This is a genomic window from Acetobacter cerevisiae (assembly GCF_001580535.1).
In the GTDB taxonomy this organism is placed as follows: domain Bacteria; phylum Pseudomonadota; class Alphaproteobacteria; order Acetobacterales; family Acetobacteraceae; genus Acetobacter; species Acetobacter cerevisiae.
The window spans coordinates 1-5,919 of the sequence record NZ_LHZA01000077.1; the positions used below are offsets into that span (position 1 = coordinate 1).

The window sequence follows — 5,919 nt, forward strand, 5'->3', positions numbered from 1 at the left end:
TTAACCCGGAAGGTGACGGAATTGAGGTGTGAGTAAGGAGTTTTTGGCTTGTGGATGACACCCGGAAAATGACGGATTAACCCGGAAAATGACGGATTAAACCCGGAAAATGACGGATTAACTGCTTGTATCTATATGAAATAAAAGGGTTTTTTTCACATAAACAAGAAGAAACAAGAAAAGAAAGGAAGCGGGTGTGGACAACTGCTGTGAACAACACCCGGAAAATGACGCATTTCATGCCGCACCCTCTCAGGGTGTCGGCGCCTTCGGCGGGCTACGCCGCTCCCGCTCCGCGCTCGCCCGACACCTGGGTCGACAGAGGAACAGGGCAGGGAAAAATGCTCAGGAAGCATGAAGCAGGCCAGACGATCTCGCTTGAAGCCGTGCAGGCTTGTGCCTTAATAAGAGTTATTAAAAACAACTAAGGTGATACCATGAGCGAGAAACTTTCAGCCGGAAAGCAGATGGTCAGTGTGCAGATGCCTGCTGACCTGGTGGATGCAATGGATCGGTATGGGGAATCCATCGAGCGGCCCAGGTCATGGGTGATGCGGGAAGCCGTGGCGTCCTACCTCGCCTATGAGGCGGAGAAAGACCGGGCGACACGCCGAGCCTTGGCCGATGTGGATGCGGGCCGGACGGTTAGCGCCGAGGCCGTCAAGGCATGGGCGGACAGTCTCGACCAGGCTAACCCGCTCCCGCTCCCGGAACCCAGGCGGTGAAATATGAATGGACAGCCAAGGCCGTATCTGACCTGCAAACACTGACCGCAGACTTTGACCATCCGCGCGCGGCAGCGCGTGTCATGCGGCGGCTGACGACAGCACCAGACGTTCTGATCCAGTTTCCTCGGATGGGTACATTGCTCCCGGTCTTCTCACCCCGTGAGGTCAGGCGCTTCATCGTGGACGACTATGAAATTCGTTATGAAGTCACGGCGGATGCCCTGTTCATCACCGACGTTTTCCATACCCGGCAGGATCGCGAGACGTTTCATTGAATGGTAGGCGCTACCCAGAAGTCTTGAAATATCTATCAAACTGGCCCGTAAATGGCTCAGGAATGGTGTGCGTGGGTGTTCTGGTGGTTTTCTGGCTGGAAACAGTCATGGACGCGCTAGAGGCCATTCTAGGCCATTTCCGGAAGTGGAGACGCACCACGTCCCTTTCTGGTCAGTTCTGACCTTATAGCCCTCAATTCGACACATGCCGAACGCCTGAATCTGGCCCACCCTGTCCATTTCGTAGGCCATACGGCCTGATGGTGATGACACAGCCCATTCTGCCAGTAAGTCCCGCTTCTTGGTTTCCTGCTGCCCCTCAGCGAACCCTTGAGCGTATCCGGTTCGACTGCCCTTGATGTCACCCAGAAAGGCCGCACAGAACACGAGCGCGATGGCTCCAAACCCGCAGGTGATGAGCAGGGTGCGCCTGTCGGTATTGACGTAGCTGGTGACGGCCTGCGCTGCATCCTCAACACGTTGAGCGGCTTGGGTGCTTTTGGCGTCCAGTGCTTCAAGTTGCTTCGCTAGGGCTGGCAGCTTACCGGCAACGTCCGAATAGGCTTTATTTGACTTCTGGACGGTGTTCTTCAAATCCTCAAACGCACGAAGGCCGAAATCTTCCGTGTCGTCTGGGTCATTCATGGTCAGCCCTCACTCTGCGTTTGTACTGGCCGGGGGGTGGTGAATCCATGATCCTGAAAAGCCTTTAGGTCTTGCTCACGAGACAACCGCTTTAGTAGGGCATCAATCACGTTCGAGAACCGTTCATCACCTTCAGCTGCTTTTAGTAAAGTGCCACCCAAGATAATTTTTTGCCGATCCTCGATTTTCCGCTTCTGCCTGTTCTCAGCATTGCGGGCATCTTTCAGAGCGTTCCGTGCCTGCTCAAGTCTTTTCTCGGCTTCGAGAACTCTCTGGGACTTGGATGGCTGGCTTGTGCTGGTCATGTGCGCGAAACTCCTCTTGAACGCAGACATATCATAAAATGATGTTGCCTAAAAACCCTTCATGCCGATAGGTATTAAGGGCGCACTTATGCAAACTCTGCGAGTTTGCGTGCGACAGGGGCAAACCCCTTGCAACCCCATTCTGTCAGCGAGCCGATCCCGTGGCGATCTTCCACCTGTCCGTTAAGACCGTATCGCGTAGCACCGGCAGGAGTGCCGTTGCCGCTGCGGCTTATCGAACAGGGGACACGCTGACCAACGAACGCGATGGACGCCAACACGACTACGCTAACCGAACCGGGGTTTATGATAGTTTCATCATTGCCCCGGCTGGCTGCGAGTGGGCGCACAATCGCTCTGCATTGTGGAACGCTGCCGAGCAGACCGAGAAGCGTTCTAACTCAGTGACGGCCCGTGAATATGTGCTGGCCCTTCCCGCTGAACTGGACGCCAAAGACAGGGCAGACCTTGCACGGTCTTTTGCCTCTGCCGTGGTCGAGCGTTACGGGGTGGCTGCTGATGTTGCCCTTCATGCTCCCAGTGCCGGTGGTGATGACCGGAACTATCATGCCCATATCCTCACCACGACACGGGAGGTCGAGCCGGACGGGCTGGGCAAGAAAACCCGCATACTGGACGCAGCCAAGACGGGTGGGCCGGAAATCGAGAGCCTTCGGGAGTTGTGGGCTATGCAGTGCAATGAAGCACTAGAGCGCCATCAGAAGCCCGCCCGCATTGATCACCGCAGCTATGAGCGGCAAGGCGTGGATGAAATACCGACCCTGCATCTTGGGCCGACCAGCACCACGATGGAGCGCAGGCATAAGGCTGAGCAGGAGCGGAAGGGGGAGCCATACAAGCCCCAGACGTTCAAGGCTCAGGAGAACGAGCGCAGGCGCACCCTGAACGACCATGTGCGGGAGATCGTGCGCGAGCTGGCCGCTACCGTCAGGGAGGTTGCAGCTCAGGCCATGGACGCCAGGCGGAAAGGGGTCCATGGCCTTCTGAACGCCTTGAGGGTGAAAGGAAAACAGGACGCGGACGAACAGGCCAGACGGGCAGCAGAGGCCCGCAGGCGTGAGGAGGAGCGCAAGAAAGCCTTGCGCCAGCAGGCACTCAGGGATGCCAGAGAGCGGGCTGTTCAGAAGGCCAAGGAGCGTATGGGCGACATGGCGAAAAGGGTGCAGAGATTGCCCCCTGATGCCCGTGATAGGTTCCTTGCGGGTGAATATCCCTCAGATCCGTTTGACCGCGCGCTGAAGGCTCATGGGCATCCTCTGGGTAACGCTGGACTGGATGCCGAGGAGAAGGTCGTCAGGGCGCATCTGAAGGTGCATCAGGAGCAGGAGAAACGTCAGCAGGCCGAGAGGCAACAGGTGCCAGTACGAGGTCGTGGGCCGTCTCGTTTCCGGTAGAGGGATTACGATAGCGGGCCAGATTTTTCTGATATCTCAGGTGGTTGTCACTGTCGGCTAATTCAGATTAATGTTTGACTGAATATTTTATGATTATCTGAAAAATCTTCTTCTGCAAGGTATTGTGAAGTGCTTGTAATAGAAAAAAATAGAATAGATTATATAGATGCGATTAAAGCGATATGTATGGCTCTAGTTGTGTTTACACATGCACATGAATGTGCAGGAAGCCCTCTTGGAATGTCTTCGATATTTTATTCTATAGACAGGTGCGCTGTTCCTATATTTTTTATGATATCAGGATATTTTATAATAGGAAGAGCATATAATTGTGACTTGATGGGTTTCTATATAAAAAGAATACCAAAGTTCATATATGCTATTTTCTTATGTTCCGTAGTAACAAATACTATTTTTGAATCAACGCATGGAATGAAAACAAAAAACGCATTTTTATATGCATTGTTTTCAGAAAATGGAATTTTTTATGGAAATTATGCTCATGCAATTCAATTATGGTTTATGTATCCATTAATTTTAATATACTTAATGTCACCATTTATATCTAATATGGTTGTTGGAAAAAGCAAAAAATACATATTTTGTTTTATTTTTATATCACTATTATTCAATCAAATTAAATTTTCTATTTACGCTATGGGCTATAATGTGGATTTTTTAAGTAAATTTGGAAGTGATTTTACAGGTGGTTATTTATGTTTTTTTATTTTAGGTTATGTTATTATTGGAAATAAAAAAAATATAGGGAATATTTATTTTTTATCTTCAGTTTTTATTTTATCATTGATGGTTTTTTTTACACACAAATTTGATAAATCAGCTGGTGTTATTAACAATAACTTGCACTGGTATTCAACGTCAATTCAAATATTTATATGCTCTATTTGTTTATACTTCATATTAAAATTCATTTTCCAAAGGGTTAGTGTAAAAATTATAAATGATATTGGGAAGAAATCTTTTGGAATATATTTATTTCATTATTCTATAATGTATTTAGTGATCTTTTTGACAAAAGCCTATGATATAAAATGGTACAATAAGTTGTCTTTGTATTTCTTTACTAGTTTTATTTTGGCATATTTCTTAACATGCGTATTCATGAAATTTAAAATTTCAAAAAGGATAATATCTTAATTTTAGAAACTTTTTCTGAAAGTGTTCGCAAAAATTCTGTTGCGTGTTTCAATCTGTGGATGTGGACGCCAGAACCGAGAGGGTGGCTCGGTTCTTTGACTCATCCAAATCGTCATTCCGTCAAGACGCTGCATCTCGATCGTCGGTGATGGCCACGGGTTCCACTTTCCGGCTTTCTTGAACGTCTTTCAGCCCATCCCGTATGACATTGTAAGCCTTGCTGGCAACCGACTTAGGGACAGGGGCACCTGCCTCAGATAGTCGAGAAATCATACTGACTAGACGTTCCGCGTCTGACAAATCTGCCGCCTGTCTTACGGCATTGTCAGACACATTTTCTCCCTGTTTTCTGACACTTTTGACCTGTGATCGGATAGCTCTGTCCAACCATTCTCCTATTGTGACCCCCTCTCGTTTGGCCGCAGCAAGAGCCGCATTTCTGACTTCGGGATGAACGCCGCGGATTGACCACGGCTTCGGATCGTCTGTCATGTCTGACTCCATTGTATGACTTGTCTGGCATGAGTGGAGCATGGGGAGCATCTGTCTGTCATGTCTGATGTTTTTGTCGGATTTGTCAGACTGATTATGATGGGGGGAACAGGTCGGGTTGCGGGTTCTTCCTGAACTCAAAGCGAAGCCGCGAGACCTTTCGACCCGCCTTGATGGGCGTCCACTGGATAAGCCAGCCGTCTTTCTCGACCAATTCTTTGACAGCGGGCTCGATGATGCGGCGACGGATATTGTTGAAATCGGCCTTCTGTTTCTCGGTGGCGTCCATCGAAGCGCAGAAATCCTCAATGGTATATTCGGCTATCCCACTGTCCCGATAGTGCATGAGCAGTTCCAAGAGCCGCCATGAGTAGGCCGATCGGAGAGCGTTGGCTTGTTGCAGCTTGTAGGTGGTGAACTGTTTTTTTAGCCCCATGAGTGATGGGAGAAGGTCAGGCCACCATGACAGTTCAACCCAACCTTCATTCTCATGGTATTTGCACCGACCTACCCATCGCATGTCATTGCGGATAGGTTTGAGAGGCTTTCCAGCCCGTGTGTAGGCGGGCTCGAAAAAGGTGATTTTACGGTCGAACAGGTGCTTTGCCGCATCCTGTAGCGCTTCGTAGGCTGTCCTGGCATCAACGGAGAATGTTTCCGCATATTCGGCTGCCGTGATCTTGGTTCGTGGCACAAGCGATGTGGGGGCTGGTGTCGGTGCCCGGCTATCCAGTTTGGATACGGCCAGCATGACTATACGCTTCTCCGCCAGCGTCAGGCCGTGACCTGCTCTTACGAGAGCATTGCTCATTGTAACCTGGGGGTCATGCTTGGGAATTACGGCGTATGTTTTGCGGCTTACTGCCGTTTTTGCGCTCAATTCCGTCACCTTCCGGGTTAA

At 49.9% G+C, this 5,919-nt stretch carries 9 protein-coding genes; 5 read left to right on the forward strand and 4 right to left on the reverse strand.

The annotated features are described in order from the left end of the window. The first annotated feature begins 125 nt into the window (after nucleotides 1-125). The 3 genes from AD928_RS14905 to AD928_RS00960 are packed head-to-tail and all read left to right on the forward strand — an operon-like array spanning nucleotide 126 to nucleotide 1,003. Nucleotides 126-428, forward strand: a complete 303-nt coding sequence (locus AD928_RS14905; RefSeq protein WP_167347327.1) for a hypothetical protein — start codon at nucleotides 126-128, stop codon at nucleotides 426-428. 9 nt (nucleotides 429-437) lie between these two features. After that, a complete protein-coding gene (locus AD928_RS00955; protein WP_062247524.1) occupies nucleotides 438-725 on the forward strand; it encodes a CopG family ribbon-helix-helix protein in 288 nt (95 codons plus the stop codon). After that, nucleotides 722-1,003, forward strand: coding sequence for a type II toxin-antitoxin system RelE/ParE family toxin (locus AD928_RS00960; RefSeq protein ID WP_062247526.1), 282 nt, complete (start codon nucleotides 722-724; stop codon nucleotides 1,001-1,003). The genes AD928_RS00955 and AD928_RS00960 overlap by 4 nt, the downstream gene beginning before the upstream one ends. A 105-nt stretch (nucleotides 1,004-1,108) precedes the next feature. On the opposite strand, the gene AD928_RS00965 is transcribed toward AD928_RS00960, so the two are convergent. Beyond that, a complete protein-coding gene (locus AD928_RS00965) occupies nucleotides 1,109-1,648 on the reverse strand; it encodes a hypothetical protein (protein ID WP_062247528.1) in 540 nt (179 codons plus the stop codon). 2 nt (nucleotides 1,649-1,650) lie between these two features. Then, nucleotides 1,651-1,953: a hypothetical protein gene (locus AD928_RS00970; RefSeq protein ID WP_062247530.1), complete on the reverse strand. Its 303-nt coding sequence runs from the start codon at nucleotides 1,951-1,953 to the stop codon at nucleotides 1,651-1,653. Between the two features lie 161 nt (nucleotides 1,954-2,114). On the opposite strand from AD928_RS00970, the gene mobQ reads away from it, so the two are divergent. Both mobQ and AD928_RS14275 read left to right on the forward strand, forming a co-directional pair. Next, the gene (mobQ, locus tag AD928_RS00975) at nucleotides 2,115-3,368 is read left to right on the forward strand and encodes a MobQ family relaxase (protein WP_082779663.1); all 1,254 of its coding nucleotides are present in this window, start codon (nucleotides 2,115-2,117) and stop codon (nucleotides 3,366-3,368) included. Between the two features lie 129 nt (nucleotides 3,369-3,497). Next, the gene (locus AD928_RS14275) at nucleotides 3,498-4,526 is read left to right on the forward strand and encodes an acyltransferase (protein ID WP_082779664.1); all 1,029 of its coding nucleotides are present in this window, start codon (nucleotides 3,498-3,500) and stop codon (nucleotides 4,524-4,526) included. Between the two features lie 120 nt (nucleotides 4,527-4,646). Here the strand turns inward: AD928_RS14275 and AD928_RS00980 are convergent, their stop codons facing one another. Together AD928_RS00980 and AD928_RS00985 are read right to left on the reverse strand one after the other, a co-directional pair. Further along, a complete protein-coding gene (locus AD928_RS00980; protein WP_062247534.1) occupies nucleotides 4,647-5,018 on the reverse strand; it encodes a hypothetical protein in 372 nt (123 codons plus the stop codon). Between the two features lie 94 nt (nucleotides 5,019-5,112). Further along, nucleotides 5,113-5,919 (reverse strand): replication initiation protein (locus AD928_RS00985; RefSeq protein ID WP_209436629.1); only part of this gene is annotated, 807 nt, incomplete at its 5' end.

What these genes read in the sequence shown, in the direction of transcription:
- AD928_RS00955 (WP_062247524.1), top strand. Translation starts at nt 438, where the DNA reads ATGAGCGAGAAACTTTCAGCCGGAAAGCAGATGGTCAGTGTGCAGATG.
- AD928_RS00970 (WP_062247530.1), bottom strand. Translation starts at nt 1,953, where the DNA reads ATGACCAGCACAAGCCAGCCATCCAAGTCCCAGAGAGTTCTCGAAGCC.
- AD928_RS00980 (WP_062247534.1), bottom strand. Translation starts at nt 5,018, where the DNA reads ATGACAGACGATCCGAAGCCGTGGTCAATCCGCGGCGTTCATCCCGAA.
- AD928_RS00965 (WP_062247528.1), bottom strand. Translation starts at nt 1,648, where the DNA reads ATGAATGACCCAGACGACACGGAAGATTTCGGCCTTCGTGCGTTTGAG.